Origin of the sequence: Sulfitobacter marinus, assembly GCF_900116285.1 — a bacterium.
Classification (GTDB): domain Bacteria; phylum Pseudomonadota; class Alphaproteobacteria; order Rhodobacterales; family Rhodobacteraceae; genus Sulfitobacter; species Sulfitobacter marinus.
In genome coordinates this window covers 84,576-99,515 of the sequence record NZ_FPAJ01000006.1, presented here as the reverse complement: position 1 = coordinate 99,515, position 14,940 = coordinate 84,576, and the positions used below count along the sequence as shown (strand labels likewise).

Below are 14,940 nucleotides of genomic sequence, written 5' to 3'. Positions count from 1 at the left end.
GATTTGCACGCTTTGAGTTTCGAAGATGGTGGGCCACAGCTTACACATATTATCATAATGCTGTCATAAAACTGTCGACGGAGTGAAACCGTCTGTCCGGATGATCTCGCCTGTTGAAACCATTCAGGAGGCGCAGTTTATGCCACGTATTTCCTTCACCCGCCGTCAGGCGCTTTTGGGCTACGCTGCTCTTGGCACCTCGCTGGCGATGCCGTCCCTTTCGCGCGCCAAATCGCGCCCTATTATCACGCACGGCGTGATGTCCGGCGATGTTGCCCATAATGGCGCGATGATCTGGGGGCGCGCCGACCGCGAGGCAAAGATGCTCGTGGAATGGGCCACAACCGAAAGCATGTCGAATGCGCAGGCGGTCCCCGCTCTGGCCGTAGGCACACCGACGGATTACACAGGCAAGATGGCGTTAACTGGATTGCCCAGTGATCAGGATATTTTTTACCGGGTCACAATGACCGATCTGGCAGATGGCACCATGTCCGAGCCAACATTGGGTCAGTTTCGCACCGCGCCGATGGGCAACCGCGATGTCAGCTTTGTCTGGTCGGGCGACACCGCCGGTCAGGGCTGGGGCATCGACGAAGATCGCGGCGGCATGACCACCTATGCAACGATGCTCGGCCACAACCCTGACTTTTTCTTGCATTCCGGCGATACAGTCTATGCCGACGGCCCCCTAAAGGAAGAGGTGGAACTGGAAGACGGCACCATCTGGAAGAACATCGTCACGCCAGCCAAAAGCAAGGTTGCCGAAACTCTCGACGAATTCCGGGGCCAGCATCTGTACAACTACATGGACCGTAATGTTCAGGCGTTCAATGCAGCGGTACCAATGATCTCGCAATGGGATGACCACGAAGTAACAAACAACTGGTACCCGAACGAGGTGCTTGCCAGTGACGATCGCTATGCGGTCAAATCGATGCAGACGCTTTCCGCGCGCGCGGCCCATGCGTTTCACGAGATGATGCCAACGCGGCAAAATCTGGCAGAACCGATGCGGGTGTATCGCAAGGTGTCCTATGGCCCGTTACTGGACATCTTTGTGATCGATATGCGCACCTACCGTGGTGACAACACCGCCAACACCGAAACAGAAGCCACCCCGTTTCTGGGGGCCGAGCAATTGGCCTGGCTCAAGCGCGAAATGGTGAATTCCACCGCAACGTGGAAGGTGATCGCGTCAGATATGCCCATCGGGATGATGGTACGCGACGGCGATACCAATATGGAAAACGGGGCGAATGGTGACGGTCCGGTGCTCGGGCGCGAGCACGATATCGCCGCGGTGCTTTCTTTCATCAAGACAGCGGAAATCGCAAACACGGTTTGGCTGACCGCTGACGTGCATTACACCGCAGCGCATCACTACTCGCCTGATCGCGCCGTTTTCCAAGAGTTTGACCCTTTCTGGGAATTTGTGTCCGGTCCATTACATGCCGGTACCTTCGGCCCTTCAAGCTATGACAACACCTTTGGCCCCGAAGTGCGTTTTGCCAAGCATCCAGAAGACGGCAAGGCGAACCTGCCCCCCAGCGACGGTCTGCAATTTTTCGGCAAGGTCGACATTGCAGCCGACACAGGCGTAATGACGGTGCGTTTGATGGACAGCGCCGATGTCGAGCTGTGGTCGGTCGAGTTGGAACCGAAGGTCGTCTGAATAAACACCAAACGGGGCGGCCCTTCACGGCCGCCCCTACTTGGATATCGCGCGCCGACCGCTTGTAGTGCAGCGCGCAAGTGCTGACGCGAACACAGGCTCGACAAAGTATTATACTTCGTCGCTTGCACTTTCATTGGCATGTCAGTTCAGCTAGTCATGCCAACGCACTGCAAATCGGATCTACCAACCATGAGAAAAGTATTTATCACCGGTACCGCTGGCTTCATCGGTTTCCACCTTGCCCAACTTTTGCTCGACGAAGGGTTCAAGGTTCATGGTTTCGATGGCATGACCGACTACTATGATGTGACGCTGAAACAGCGCCGGCATCAGATGTTATTGCAGAACCCGCATTTTTCGATGACCGAAGGCATGCTTGAGGATGACGCGCTGATCACGCAGGTCACCGATGATTTTGCCCCCAATGTGATTGTCCACCTCGCTGGCCAAGCCGGTGTACGCTATTCGCTCGAGAACCCACGCGCCTATCTCGACAGCAACCTCGTCGGAACGTTCAACGTGATGGAGGCCGCGCGACGCTTGAAGGTTGAGCATCTGCTGATGGCATCGACGTCTTCGGTATATGGTGCCAACGAAGACATGCCTTTCGCCGAAACGGACAAGGCCGATACCGCCCTCACCTTTTACGCCGCGACGAAGAAAGCGAACGAGGCGATGGCCCATTCCTACGCGCATCTGTGGGATCTGCCGACGACGATGTTCCGTTTTTTCACCGTCTATGGCCCCTATGGGCGCCCCGATCTTGCGCTGTTCAAATTCGTCGACGCGATCCTCGATGGGCGTCCCATTGATATCTACAACCATGGCGACATGTATCGCGACTTTACCTATGTCACCGATCTGGTCCGCGGCATCCGCTTGTTGATCGATACGCCTCCTGTCCGTCCTGACAACCGAGAGGTGCCAGAAGGTGACAGTCTATCGCCCGTTGCACCCTACCGCATCGTGAATATTGGCAACTCTGACAAGGTACGCCTGCTTGATTTCGTAGAAGCAATCGAAGAAGAACTTGGACAAAAGGCCATCCGTAATTACATGCCCATGCAGATGGGCGATGTGCCTGCGACTTGGGCGAATGCGGAACTTTTGAAGAGCTTGACGGGTTACAAACCCCAGACCGATATCAAGGACGGTATTCGGGAATTTGTAGCTTGGTTCCGCGACTATTACGCCAAGTAGTTTTCTGGACGAGGAGTTTGCGATGCCGACCCTGAATGACGCCCCCATCGCCGTGATCGGCTTGGGGTATGTTGGCCTGCCCTTGGCGGTTGAATTTGGCAAGCAGCGCAAAGTCGTCGGCTTTGACATTAACACAGCCCGCATCGCCGAACTGCGCGCGGGTGACGACAATACGCTTGAGGTCGACGCCGCCGAAATGGCCGAGGCCGAACATTTGTCGTTTACCGACCAGCTCGGTGATCTGGCCGAATGTACCACCTTTATCGTCACCGTGCCGACGCCGATTGATGAACACAAACGGCCCGATCTGACCCCCCTCCTCAAGGCGTCCGAGACGATTGGCGAAGTTCTAAAACGCGGCGACATCGTGATATACGAATCCACTGTCTACCCCGGTGCCACCGAGGAAGATTGCGTGCCTGTGTTGGAAAAAACCTCGGGCCTGACCTTCAACCAAGACTTTTTCGCCGGCTATTCACCCGAGCGGATCAACCCAGCAGACAAAACCCATCGCCTGCCCAATATTGTCAAAGTCACTTCGGGCTCCACCCCGGAAACTGCGGATAAGGTCGATGCGCTCTACGCCTCGATCATCACTGCTGGGACGCATAAAGCTCCATCTATTAAGGTCGCAGAGGCCGCGAAAGTGATAGAAAATACCCAACGTGACGTGAACATCGCCTTGGTGAATGAGCTGGCACTGATTTTTAATAAGCTCGATATCGACACCCAAGACGTGCTTGAGGCTGCGGGCACCAAGTGGAATTTCCTCCCGTTCCGTCCCGGCCTTGTCGGCGGCCACTGCATCGGCGTCGACCCATATTATTTGACACAGAAAGCCCAATCTGTCGGCTACCACCCCGAAGTGGTCCTTGCAGGGCGTCGCATCAACGATGGCATGGGCTGCTACGTTGTTGGCCGCACCGTACGCGAAATGATCGCGCGCGATATTCCTATAAAAGGCGCGCGGGCCTTGGTTCTGGGACTGGCGTTCAAGGAAAACTGCCCCGACCTACGCAACACGCGTGTGGTGGATATTGTTCAAGAGCTTGAGAGCTATGGCATCGATGTGGACATTTACGATCCGTGGGTCGATTCGGCCGAGGCCAAGCGTGAGTATGGTTTGGACATGACCGAAGCACCCGAATCTCAAGGATATGATACGGTCATTGTCGCCGTTGCCCATGATCTTTTCCTAAAAGAAAACATGATAACAGGCTACGTGAAACAAGAGGCCGTGGTTTTCGATGTCAAAGGGATACTGCCGCGCCGCATCGGTGCTTTAAGACTTTAACCCAACCATCTGATCGCGCAGTATATTTAGTCCTTGATCTAGTAAGGCTTGCACCGTCTCAGGACGATCGGCCTCGGCATAGAATCGCAGTTCTGGCGCGTTGCCAGAGGGGCGCAGATGCACGGTTCGGTTTCCGGTACAAATCATCCGCAAACCGTCAGTGCGATCAATCGCGGCCTCGGTCAGATCAAACTGTTTCAGGAAATCGGCACGCGCAATATCATCCGCGCTAAGCGCGGCGATGAAACTCTGGGCCGTTTCGGTGGCGATCCCCTGCAAACGGTCTGAAGCGGTGAAACGCGCAGGTTGAGCGGCCACAGCAACGGCCAGACTGCCAGCTGCTTTGGCCGCGACCAAGCTGGCCAGTATAGGCAGAACTGCATCGCGGGTCATAAGAGCAGGCAACGACCCCGCAGGACAGGTTGCCTCATAACCCAACAAAAATCCGCCGTTCGCCTCATAACCGACAACGCGCGCTTTTGTGGCCTCCATCCCGGCGATGACAAAGGGCGACCCGATCTTGGTGCGAATTACATGTTCAAAAACCTGTTCAGCGCCGGAATTTGATGACACAGGCGTGACAGCGACCTGCGCGCCAAGCGCAGTACCCGTTATCTGGCCAAGCACATCACCCGGCACCACATTACCCGCGCCATCCGCGACCAGAGGCCGGTCGCCATCCCCGTCAGTTGATACAATCGCATCCAGCGGATAGTCTCTGGCCCAATCGCGTAGTTGCGCGCGCACATCTTCGGGGACAGCTTCGGTATCTACCGGTACAAAATGCGTCGCCCGGCCAAGCTCCGTGACTTTCGCGCCCAGCTCGATCAGCAGGCGCGCCAATAAATCGCGTCCGACGGCAGAGTGGCTGTAAATCCCGATGCGCATGCCCGCCAATGCTGATCCATAGGCATTGATGTAGCGCGAGATATAGGTCTCTTGAGAACTGGCGTCAGTGATCGGTTTGGGGCCTGCATGGGTGGGCCGCGCGTCTAGACTGGCCAGAATAGCGGCTTCATGGGCTTTGGTGATTTCCCCCGCCGGGGTATAGAATTTGATCCCATTGCGATCGTCTGGAATATGACTTCCTGTCACCATCACCGCGGCACATCCCGCGTTTGTCGCGGCAAGCGCTAAGGCAGGCGTGGGCACCGCACCTGCATCGGTGACCTGAATGCCCATCTCACGTGCAGCGTTGGCAACCATGTTAGAGATGGCAGGCGATGACTCTCTTAAATCCCTCGCAATCCAGATCCCGTTGCCGACAGGGCAGGATGCGATAAATGCCCTGACATGGGCATCGATCAACTCGGGCGTAAGCTCAGTCACAAGACCGCGTAGGCCACTGGTTCCGAATTTGGGGGGCATAATAGGTCCTTGCCGATCAGTCCGTTATAACCACGTCAGCTATATCAGCATCCACGGCCTGCAATGCAGTGAATACACGTTCTATCAGATGACTTTGTACATAGGCACCGTGAAACCTGCTTGGGGCGCGTAGGGTTAGACGCCCCCCTGCCCTATCCATCCGCTTGAGATTATGTAGCCAGCTTCCGTATACCGCTGCGTCTTCTGCATGCAAAATAGCCTGAGCCAAGGCCCATTCCGTACCATCCTCTTGGGGTGGAGCCGGAGCAACCCCACGCACTGGCATCTGCACGACGCGCGACGGTTCTTTTGGCCCTTGCATACGCAGATCGAAATCGGGGCCAACATTAGGCCACTGCGCGCGCGTTCCTTCTAATATGACATCAAGGTCCAAACCATATTCGGTCACCCTGCCCCGTGCCCCTTGACGTTTCACAATAAGCCAGCCGGTTCCTCTGAGTTTCGCCATCTCACGCTTTACGGTACGTTCATCCACAGACCAGAGCCGTGCAATTTCGCGTTGGCCGACCGCCAGCTCATTGCGCGCCCAGTTATAGCGCGCGGTAACAAGCGTGATAAAGCGCAAGACCAACCGGTGATCATGTTTGCTGCCAGCTAGGGCGAACGCACCAAGAGCGGTTATGATATCGTATTTGCGCGCAGACGCATCACGACCTACGGGTTTTGGTGAAAGCATACTGCCTCCGATTGGCACCAAAGTTTATGGCGCTGACTCAATAAGGTGATCTCTTTGTGGATCGTTTCGGCGCAGACAACGTCTATCACGCCACTTTCCTGATTTGCGTCCTAAACTGCGATTCTGTCAAGGCTTGGTTTCAGACGGTACCCAAATTTACTCAGATCAAAAAAGAAAGATCAGGTATTAATGGTATAGGGGGACATCCAAGCCGTCCCCTATAACTTCACTTTTGTCCCCCAATCTGTAGCGGTGGAACGATGCATGTCCCCCTATATTCTGGCACGCTTCGTTCTTTTAGCTTCTAGATTGCGAATCGGGCTGGCCCCGTTTCTCTTCTTAAGAGCTGTAAAGTTAACTTCTAGCATATAATGCTTTTCATTATGTGCAAATTCGGCGTAAATCCCATAGCAGATGAATTTAGCGTTCTCTAGAGGTTCAAGATAGCGTCGCTTTCAATGCCATCTATCTGTTCCCCGCGGGGAACCAGCGGAAGAAAGGGTCCCGGATGTTCACACACGCCGATCTGGCAAGGCTACAAGCTCAGTCGCTTAAAATGCAGGGTTTCATACGACAGCAGACTTATTCACCAGAAATGGAGAAGACACTGCGCCGGTTCTCCAGCTGGGAGGTGGCGGAGCTGATATTCAAGATCAACCCTTCGACCTTGCGTGGTCGGCTGGCTGCCGATCCTTCCCTGCCAGAGGGCCTGGTAGAAGAAGACGGGCGTCAGCGGTGGTATACTCTGGAAGAGATTAACGAGCTGCGGCGCAAGTTGCGGATCAAAAACAAATCCCTCATGCCGCCTCGTCCTGCTGGCAAACGCGCAGTGCGCGCAGCAATTGCTAACTTTAAGGGGGGCGCGGGGAAATCTACCGTAGCGCTGCATTTTGCCCACGCTGCAGCGTTGGATGGGTATCGCGTTTTGGCGGTCGATTTTGACCCACAGGCGACCCTCAGTCATTCAATGGGTTTGTCCGACGTGTCCGAAGAAGTTACCGTCTGGGGGATCATGGCGCGCGATTTGATCCGCGAGACAGAGCGTATGAATGCGGTTCAGGGGGGGGCCGAGAGCGGGACCGCCCTGCCCCAACGCAAGCTGCCGGCTTCTGTTACGGGCATGGGTCTTGATGAACTGCGGGCAACGGATTTCATCAAGCCGACGAGTTGGCCGACGATTGATTTGATCCCGAGCTGTGCGAATGCTGCATTCGTCGAATTCGCGAGCGCCCAGTATCGTCATCTTAACCCTGAGTGGTCCTTCTTTGCTGCAGTGTCGCGCTATCTCGATACCATTCCACCTGATACATATGACGTCATCATCTTCGACTGCCCACCTGCGATTGGATATCAATCCATGAACGCAGTCTTCGCGGCGGACGTGCTCTATGTTCCGTCGGGCCCCGGTTATTGGGAGTACGACAGCACAACCAGTTTCATCGGCCAGCTTTCCGAGGCGTTAGAAGACTTGGGGAAATTCAAGGGCCGCCTGCCCTCTGGCACGGATCCCATAAAAGCTTTTTCTGATATCAGGTTTTTGCTGACGCGGTTTGAGCCGAACAATGATTTACACCGTGCGATGCAGTCGGCGTTTCAGCAAGTATTCAAGCCACATGTCGCGGAGCATCCGGTTGAGATGACCCGAGCGGTTGAGCAATCTGGCCGTTTTCTTTCGTCGATCTATGAAATGGATTACCGTCAGATGACCCGGGAAACGTGGCGGCGCGCGCGCGCATCGTTTGATCGTGCCTATGATGAATTTCGCGACACGCTGGTTGAGGCGTGGGATAAGCTGGAGGATTAATCGATGGTTAAGAAACGCTCTGTCTTTGACATTAATTTCGATCTCGATGAGGAGGGAGAGGCCGGGTTCCCCGCGGGGAACGCCAGTCCTGCGGGTGATAAACCAGCCGCGGATAAAGGTCAGGGGCGCATCTCGCAAAGCAGCGCCCCTACTTCGGGACGGCGTGGTCCGATGGCCAGCGCAATCTCGGAAACGCTAGAGGCGACGACCGAGCGTGCGAACGCTGAGGCCGCCATTCGCGCCGAGAATGATGCGCTTGCCCATGAGCATGTTCGGTTGAAAAAACTAGGGCTCATTACGGATCTTGTCCAAACGCAAGATGTTCATACGGGCAAGCTGACCCGCGACCGGTCCGCGAATATCGACCCTGAGCTGGCAGAGCTAAAACAGTCGATTAAGGCTGTGGGTCTGTCCAATCCGATCCGTGTAGAGCAAACGGAAGGCGGCTATGAATTGATCCAGGGCTATCGCCGTCTTACAGCCTTTCGCGAGCTTGCAGCTGAAACGGGTGACCCACGATATGCGCGGATACCTGCAGCCTTGGTTCCCCGCGGGGAACCGCTAGAAGCGCTATATCGCAAGATGGTGGACGAAAACCTTGTGCGAAAAGATCTGTCTTTTGGTGAGATGGCGCAACTCGCTCTTTCATACTCGCAAGATGCACAGTGCGATGTCGGTGATGCGGTCAGCGCTCTTTATGCCTCGGCGCTCAAGCAGAAGAAAACATATATCCGGCACTTTGCCCGTGTGATCGCTGATCTGGATGGCTTGCTAAAGTTTCCCGAGGCTATGCCACGTGCGCTTGGGCTCGACCTATATCGTCTGTTTGAGGCAGATTCTGAAAATGCATCCCGACTGAAAAGCGCCCTTAATACGGACCCGGCGCGTGACGCCGAGGCCGAGCTCGCCATATTACGAGCGGCCCTTGCGGAAAAACGCCCGGTGGCAAAAACGGCTGGGCGCTCCACTTCGAAAACCTCGTTACGATTGGGGCTGCCTGAGGGAGAAATGCGTGTAACAGCATCCGATGGAAAGGTGGAAATGCGTCTGCCAAGAGATTTCTCGGCCGTTAGCAAAGCAAGTTTGCAGCGGGGGATCGAAGCATTTCTGGCTGCGTTGGATCAGAAGGACTAGCCGCTAATCCTGATTGGGGGGCTGCTGGGTAAAGGCAGCCGCCCCCCACCTGAGTTAGTAACCATAGCGCTTTGACGCTTAACCCGTTCCCCAGAGCAGAAAACTGGATAGAGCGTCAAAGCCCTGCAGCCTTTGTCAGATTCACCCGATAGCGATCGCGCCGTCGCTGATAGCGCCGTGTCATCTCGGCAGAAGCATGGCCCAGATGCTTTTGCACATGGCGCTCGTCGACTTCGGCGCTAGAGGCAAGACCGGCACGCAGACTATGACCCGAAAAAAGAGCTGCACGCTCGGCATCCGGCAGGTCGCTGCGAATACCAGCATCCAGCACCGTTTGTTTGATCAGTCGTGCCACGTGTTTGTCAGACAGGCGCGCCTCAAGGGCGCGGGTGCCGTCACGGGAGGTTCGGACGAATAGCGGACCAAATTTGATCCTGGCGAAATGCAACCATTGTTCCAGCGCGTGAACAGGACAGGTTTGCTCGGATGAGCCGCGGCCAATCTCGACCTCGCGCCAACCGGTTTTGCCGCGTAGAACCAGAACCGCACCTTCGCTTTCAATCTCAACCCAGCCACCACTATCCGGCGTATCATTGCGGGCAAAGTCGAGGCTGACTATCTCGGACCGGCGCAGCCCGCCAGCATATCCGATCAGCAAAATTGCGCGATCTCGAAGCCCGCGTAAATCAAGGGGCAGGGTGGCAATCATGGCAAGGATGTCCTGGGCCAGCACTGCTTCCTTCTGAACAGGCGGGCGCGCATGTTTCCGGCGGATGCCGGAAAGAACGCTGGCGATGTGTCGGTCCTTGCGGTCGAGGATGAACCCTCGTTGTTGATACTGCCAAGCAAGCCCGGAGAGGCGACGTTCAATCGTCGACACAGAGAGGGCAGGGGCCTTAGTGTCCGGGGCTGCGCAATTGGCGATATAAAGCCCGATGAGTTCGGGGCTGGGTGGCAAAGGTTCTGCGCCACGTCGGCGGCACCAATGCGTGAAATGCGCCCAGTCCGCTTTGTAGGCGGCATTGGTATTTTTCGCCGTCGCTTGGCGTGCATAGTCGCGGGCGGTACTTACCAGTCGGTCGAGGGTACCGGAGCCAGCAACCTGGGCGGGCAGGGCGACCTCATCGGTTTTGTCGTGTTCGCGTCCAGAGGGGCGCTTTTCGGATGATTTGCTCATGATTCTGAGCTTAGTCAATTTATGTCCGATAATGCAAACTTATTGGACATAATGAAGCGGCACGGATCGCGGCGCTTTATGATCGTAAATATTATTAAAAGCGCCGGGTGTTCGGAGTAGTTTATATGAAGGCAGGTGCAGAGAGATCGCCATTTTTATGAGGGCGGTTAAGGCAGTATTGTGTGGTTAAAAGCGCCGCAGTAGAATAGCGTTGGCACATGAGTAGTCGACCAGCACCCACCTTTGACGACCCCGATACCTTGCCCAAACTGCCAGCGTGGGTGACCTCGGGGAGGGCCCAAACCTCTGATCATGTCGCGTTTCTGTCGGGGGCAGCTTTGGCCCATCTTGATGTACTATTGAATTGTGATGATGTCCCGCAGGCCTTGTTGCGGGACCGTTTGGCGCTACGCTCAGCAGAAGCATGTGTCGGGTTTTCGGGCCGTATGGAAAGCATGGCAGACCTACGTGATGAGATACATTTGATACGGCCCGGTGATCTGCCGGGGCCGGCTGGAAAACTCTGTCTGAGTTGGCAGCGCGCCGTTGAAAGAGGCGTTTCAATCAAGGCGTTGTGTCGGGTCGTCCCGGAGCATAATGCGCAACAGCTTGAGAGGTGGCTTGATGCGGGCCGGGTGGCACCCGTTTCGCGCGCCGCAGCCGTTTTGGAGGCCGTTTTGGCAGATGCCCCCCGTAGCGAAACAGCGGGCTTGATCCTCGCGGATGCGGCGTTGGCACAGGCGCTTGGATGGAAACATCTGGTGCCGCTTCTGGCTTTGGGCCTAACTCAAAAAGACTTGCGTAAACGGGGGGACGACCTTCGATTTTCCTGCCATCAGGCGGTGAATAAGGCCGTCAAGGAGGCTGTGCAGATGACACATGATCTGGCTCGGAGAACCAAGCGCTTGAAGTCGGTCACGCCAAAACTGCGGGCTAAAGGGGCAGAGCAAGCAGTTGAATTGTTTCTGACCAGAGACGCGGTAGCGCCGAATGCGCTCGTGTCACTCAATTCGGATCGTGCAGCGCGCCGGTTTTGTGACCGGCTTGTCGATCTTGGCGCAGCGCGTGAGTTGACAGGCCGTGACACGTTCCGGCTGTATGGGGTCTAGTATGGCCAAGCAGCGATCTGAAGGTGATCTTGATCGCGAGCTCGACGGCTTGCCCGCCGAGTTGCGCTGGCGGGAATGGATGCGTCGTATCGAGGCGGTGCTTTTTGCAAGTGCGTTGCCGATGAGCCGCGAGGCACTTGGCCGGGTGGTCGGACAGGGTGTGGCTGTCGACCTTTTGATTGAGGACCTCGCGACCGATCTGTCTGATCGCCCTTATGAAATCGCACGGGTCGCAGAAGGTTGGATGCTGCGAACTCGCCCCACCTATGCGGCCGCGATCCGCCTCGCAGGGGGCATGGGCGATCACGCGCTTGATCTGAATGAGTTCGACATAGCGGTTTTGGCGGCCATCGCGTATTATCAGCCGATCACGCGCGACGGTTTGAAAGACGTCTTCGGCAAGGAGATCAGTCGTGATCTGATCGGCCGTCTGCATGAACGCGAACTGATTGCGAGGGGCCCCAGAAGCCCGCGCCGTGGTGCGCCCTACACTTTTGTGACGACCGAGAAATTCCTAGTGGCGTTCGACCTGCAAAGCTTGAGGGATCTACCAGACCTTGAGCAGTTAGAGGACGCGGGGTTGTCTGGTTAAGGGATAACCAGGTGCCCCTTGCCTGACCGCCATTCTGGATCTGCCGCCCGCCATTTTGAGGGATTTCTATGGCTAGGCATCTATAATAATAGTACGTCTTTGACGATCACCGGCCCGACACAATTGGCGGAACGTATGATCGCGAAGCTAGACGGGGAATTTTCAAGTTGGATACAATCGCACCTAACGTCTCAGAACACGTGACCCTTGCGGAGTGCGAAGCCGCGCTGGATCACATTCTGGCTGCACCCAAAAGCGGTGCCACGATAGGGCAGTTGTGCTTTCGCCCTGATTTTGGCCTTCGGACATTTCCCGACGCACTCGAGCTGACCGTCGATCATGGAATCATTGGCGAAAGATGGACCAAGAAGCCGTGGTTAACCTTGCCTGACGGCGCACCCGATCCCAGAATACAGGTGTCCATTCTTTCGCGGCGGGTCATGGACCTGTGTTGGCGTGATCGCATAAACGCACCCCATCCTGGCGACCCTATTGTCGTTGATATGGACCTAAGCGCCGCTAATCTGCCGGTCGGGGCGCGGCTAAGCGCAGGTTCGGCGGTTCTCGAAGTAAGCGACAAATTCAACACCGGGTGTATCAAATGGAATGAACGATACGGCAACGATAGTTTGCGGTGGATCAACATGCGTGAAAACCGCGATTTTCGTCTGCGCGGTATTCTTTGTAAAATCGTGCAAGACGGAACCGTGACGGTTGGCGACCAGCTGATCAAGCTTTGATACCCGGGATTTAGACAGGAGGCAGAAACCTATCTGGTCGTGGTTATGCCGCCACTTTCCCACGCCACAGAATGAATAGACCCGAAAAAACGATCAAACCAGAACCAACCATCATCGTAGAGCTAAGTTGTTCATTGAACAGGACAACACCCAAAGTGATCCCGAAAAGCAGCCTTGTGTATCTGAACGGGGTTACTGCGGACACTTCACCGGTACGCATCGCTTTCATAAGGCATGAATAGGCTGAGGTTCCGGCCAGAACGACGCCCAACAGATACATACTTGTCCACATGTTTGGTGTCAGAAATGGCAGCCCTCGCCAAACCGAGAAAAATCCGCCTGCCGCGACAATTGCCAAAAAGCCGTACAGTCCAAGGATGGAGGTACTCAGCGCCGCCGGCGCAGCGCGGCTTGCCAAATCGCGCCCTGCAAATCCGATCATGCCGATGACGGCCAAAATCGACAGGGCCGAGAAACTGTCTGTTCCAGGTTGAATGATAACAACGACCCCAATCAAGCCGACGATAATCGCGAACCATCTGCGCCAGCCGACCTTTTCACCAAACACTAATGCGGCGCCTGCAACGACGACCAGTGGGGTCGCTTGCAAGATGACCGTCGCGGCAGACAAGGGGATCAAAGTAATGGCAAGGACGTAGAACAGCCTGCCTGTAATCTCGAATACCACGCGTATCCGCATCGGGAGAGACAGGATCTCGGGGATGAAAAGGGGAGCTTTATTTACACGTAGCACACAGGCGAACACCGTAGCCCCACCCAAGCCAAAGATCACGAGGATCTGGCCAACAGGCAGCGTTGTCGAGGCCGCTTTCAACAAGGCGTCCTCAATGGCGAAAAGCCCCATGGACGCAATCATCCATATGCTGCCGATCAGATTTGCCCTGCGATCAGTTGGGATAGTAGGGATCATACATATTCCAACTCGGGCGTCAGACCGGAAAAAGTTGAGGTTTTAAAATGCTCAGTTGATCGATGCCGCACCCGCCCTGATCTGTCAATCTAGCCCGGTGATTGGGGCGGTGCATTCTGGGGTCCAATTCAACATCGTTTCATCGCATAAGGGGTAGAATGCGCCCCGCCTGGGCTGCGCCACGCATTTGGTATCCGAGGTGGACTGTTCTCTCAAGCTTCCTAATTCAGGCTCTAATATGCTGTGTAGAGCCGGAACTGTGTCTTTTGATATACCTGATAGAAAGGCCGCCAATCTCTCCATAGTATATTGAAACAAAATAATAATAATCGACCTTGCACAACTATTGGGCACTTTTCGTCAATCCGCTTGGAATTGTTGCTTTGGCTGTTGTGCGTTGCTGCCTGAGCGGTGACAATTGACTATGTCACCGATGTTTGCGATCCCGATTTTAGTGTTTACCGATCTCGACGGGACGTTGATTGATCACGCCAGCTATGACGCTTCGGCGGCGGGGCCTGCGCTGGACGCTTTACGCGCCTGCGGCGGCGGGTTGATCATGGCAAGCAGCAAAACCGGTCCCGAAATTGCCCGTATCCGCGACGCGCTAGGCTGGGTCGGTTTCCCCGCCATTGTGGAAAATGGCGCAGGTCTTTTGTCGGCGGGCGAGATGGGGCAGGGGGATGCGGCCCAGTATAAAGCGCTGCGCGGCGTGTTGGATAAGGCACCGCAAGATCTTCGGCAGGGCTTTTGCGGTTTTGGTGACATGAGCGTCGCCGAGGTTGCTGCTGTCACTGGGCTTGCCCAGACGGATGCAGCGCTGGCGAAACAGCGCGCGTTCTCGGAGCCGGGCCTATGGGAGGGCACCGACCCGCAGCTTAAACAATTTTTAAGTTATCTGGCGGGGCAGCGGGTGACGGCGCGCGAAGGGGGCAGATTTCTGACCCTGTCTTTCGGCCAAACCAAAGCCGACCGGATGGCGGATTTGATCGCGGAATTTAACCCCGCGCATACGGTCGCCTTGGGCGATGCACCAAATGATGTCGAGATGCTGCAAGCCGCAGATACGGGCGTGATCGTGGCGAACCCGCACCGGGTGGCGCTGCCTCGTTTACCGGGCGAGGAAACCAGCCGCATCATTCGCACCAAATTGCCCGGACCGCAGGGGTGGAACGCCGCAATCCTTGAACTACTCTTAGAGCTGAAACTTAGATAG

The 14,940-nt window shown here is 55.8% G+C and carries 13 protein-coding genes; 9 read left to right on the top strand and 4 right to left on the bottom strand.

Annotated elements, in window-relative coordinates; genetic code table 11:
• The first annotated feature begins 139 nt into the window (after positions 1-139).
• The 3 genes from BM347_RS15505 to tviB all read left to right on the top strand — a co-directional run bounded on the left by BM347_RS15505 (position 140) and on the right by tviB (position 4,172).
• On the top strand, positions 140-1,675 hold the full coding sequence (locus tag BM347_RS15505) for an alkaline phosphatase D family protein (RefSeq protein ID WP_245764296.1): 1,536 nt from the start codon (positions 140-142) through the stop codon (positions 1,673-1,675).
• 192 nt (positions 1,676-1,867) lie between these two features.
• On the top strand, positions 1,868-2,878 hold the full coding sequence (locus tag BM347_RS15500; protein WP_093917412.1) for a GDP-mannose 4,6-dehydratase: 1,011 nt from the start codon (positions 1,868-1,870) through the stop codon (positions 2,876-2,878).
• Positions 2,879-2,900: 22 nt separating this feature from the next.
• Positions 2,901-4,172 carry a Vi polysaccharide biosynthesis UDP-N-acetylglucosamine C-6 dehydrogenase TviB gene (tviB, locus tag BM347_RS15495; RefSeq protein WP_093917411.1) on the top strand — a complete coding sequence of 424 codons (1,272 nt, stop codon included), beginning with the start codon at positions 2,901-2,903 and terminating at the stop codon, positions 4,170-4,172.
• Here the strand turns inward: tviB and BM347_RS15490 are convergent.
• Both BM347_RS15490 and BM347_RS15485 read right to left on the bottom strand, forming a co-directional pair.
• Positions 4,161-5,540, bottom strand: coding sequence for a phosphomannomutase (locus BM347_RS15490; RefSeq protein ID WP_093917410.1), 1,380 nt, complete (start codon positions 5,538-5,540; stop codon positions 4,161-4,163). The two genes, tviB and BM347_RS15490, sit on opposite strands and share 12 nt — an antisense overlap.
• Before the next feature lie 16 nt (positions 5,541-5,556).
• A complete protein-coding gene (locus tag BM347_RS15485) occupies positions 5,557-6,237 on the bottom strand; it encodes a hypothetical protein (RefSeq protein ID WP_093917409.1) in 681 nt (226 codons plus the stop codon).
• 508 nt (positions 6,238-6,745) lie between these two features.
• On the opposite strand from BM347_RS15485, the gene BM347_RS15480 reads away from it, so the two are divergent.
• Both BM347_RS15480 and BM347_RS15475 read left to right on the top strand, forming a co-directional pair.
• Positions 6,746-8,041, top strand: a complete 1,296-nt coding sequence (locus tag BM347_RS15480) for an AAA family ATPase (RefSeq protein WP_093917408.1) — start codon at positions 6,746-6,748, stop codon at positions 8,039-8,041.
• 3 nt (positions 8,042-8,044) lie between these two features.
• Positions 8,045-9,175, top strand: coding sequence for a ParB/RepB/Spo0J family partition protein (locus BM347_RS15475; RefSeq protein WP_093917407.1), 1,131 nt, complete (start codon positions 8,045-8,047; stop codon positions 9,173-9,175).
• A 115-nt stretch (positions 9,176-9,290) separates the two neighbouring features.
• Here the strand turns inward: BM347_RS15475 and BM347_RS15470 are convergent, their stop codons facing one another.
• Entirely contained in the window at positions 9,291-10,352 is a 1,062-nt protein-coding gene (locus BM347_RS15470) for a tyrosine-type recombinase/integrase (RefSeq protein ID WP_093917406.1), read from the bottom strand.
• A gap of 218 nt (positions 10,353-10,570) precedes the next feature.
• Between BM347_RS15470 and BM347_RS15465 the strand changes: the two genes are divergently transcribed.
• The 3 genes from BM347_RS15465 (at position 10,571) to BM347_RS15455 (ending at position 12,793) form a co-directional block, all read left to right on the top strand.
• On the top strand, positions 10,571-11,461 hold the full coding sequence (locus tag BM347_RS15465) for a DUF1403 family protein (protein WP_093917405.1): 891 nt from the start codon (positions 10,571-10,573) through the stop codon (positions 11,459-11,461).
• Between the two features lies 1 nt (position 11,462).
• Positions 11,463-12,053, top strand: a complete 591-nt coding sequence (gene scpB, locus BM347_RS15460) for an SMC-Scp complex subunit ScpB (RefSeq protein WP_093917404.1) — start codon at positions 11,463-11,465, stop codon at positions 12,051-12,053.
• A gap of 167 nt (positions 12,054-12,220) precedes the next feature.
• Positions 12,221-12,793, top strand: coding sequence for an MOSC domain-containing protein (locus BM347_RS15455; RefSeq protein ID WP_093917403.1), 573 nt, complete (start codon positions 12,221-12,223; stop codon positions 12,791-12,793).
• A gap of 43 nt (positions 12,794-12,836) precedes the next feature.
• Here BM347_RS15455 and BM347_RS15450 read toward each other — a convergent pair whose 3' ends face one another.
• Positions 12,837-13,724 (bottom strand): DMT family transporter, encoded by an 888-nt coding sequence (locus BM347_RS15450; protein ID WP_175498603.1) that lies wholly within the window; start codon positions 13,722-13,724, stop codon positions 12,837-12,839.
• Positions 13,725-14,148: 424 nt separating this feature from the next.
• Between BM347_RS15450 and BM347_RS15445 the strand changes: the two genes are divergently transcribed.
• Positions 14,149-14,940, top strand: coding sequence for an HAD-IIB family hydrolase (locus tag BM347_RS15445; RefSeq protein ID WP_093917402.1), 792 nt, complete (start codon positions 14,149-14,151; stop codon positions 14,938-14,940).